The sequence below is a fragment of the Streptomyces sp. YS-3 genome, from assembly GCF_045257485.1.
Classification (GTDB): domain Bacteria; phylum Actinomycetota; class Actinomycetes; order Streptomycetales; family Streptomycetaceae; genus Streptomyces.
In genome coordinates this window covers 1-669 of sequence record NZ_JBJHPC010001165.1, presented here as the reverse complement: position 1 = coordinate 669, position 669 = coordinate 1, and the positions used below count along the sequence as shown (strand labels likewise).

Here is a 669-nt window from a genome sequence, read left to right as displayed (position 1 = left end):
GCGTCGGCGTGCGCGACCTTCAGGCCGAGGCGGGTGAGGTCGGCGGGGGTGTCGGCCAGCGGCAGCAGGATCTGGCGCGGGCCGATGGCCGTACGCCCGTCGCTCAGCGGCACCGGGAGCCCGGAGAGGCGGTCCGGGTCCACCCCGGCCAGCGTGTCGTAGAGCCGGTGCCACCACGACGGGTCGCGTTCGGCGCCGCCGATGCGCTCGATGGCGTCCCCGAGCGGCAGCCGCCCGACGCCGAGCGTCCGCAGCTCGGCCCGGCGCTCCAGGCCCGCGGGCAGCAGCGTGGGCAGCACCTCGGCCAGCACCTTCACGGTGTCGGCGCCCGCGCCCTCGACCACCTCGGCCTCGAACGGGCGCAGCGCGGGCAGCTCTTCGGAGGGCGCGGCCGGGGCGAGGAAGGCGACCCGGGGCAGCCGCTCCAGGATCGCCGCGCGCAGCGCCCCGTCCAGCTCGCCCCGCCCGAGCGGGCCGGGTACGAGGTCGACGGTGCCGGTCGAGACGGGCTCCCAGTCGCCGAGCAGCCGGGCGTACGCGTCGGCGGCGCGCTCCACCAGGAAGTCCGTCAGCGGGCCCGGGGCCGGGTGGCGCCGGGCGGTGTCCAGCGGCAGCGAGGCGATGAGCAGGGCGGGCAGGCCGAGGGGCTCGTCGGTGGGCGTGGGGGCG

General features: G+C 78.9%; 1 pseudogene. It reads right to left on the bottom strand.

What is annotated here, in order from left to right:
- Positions 1 to 669, bottom strand: a pseudogene (locus tag ACJA3G_RS38120) (molecular chaperone Hsp90); the annotation flags it as partial.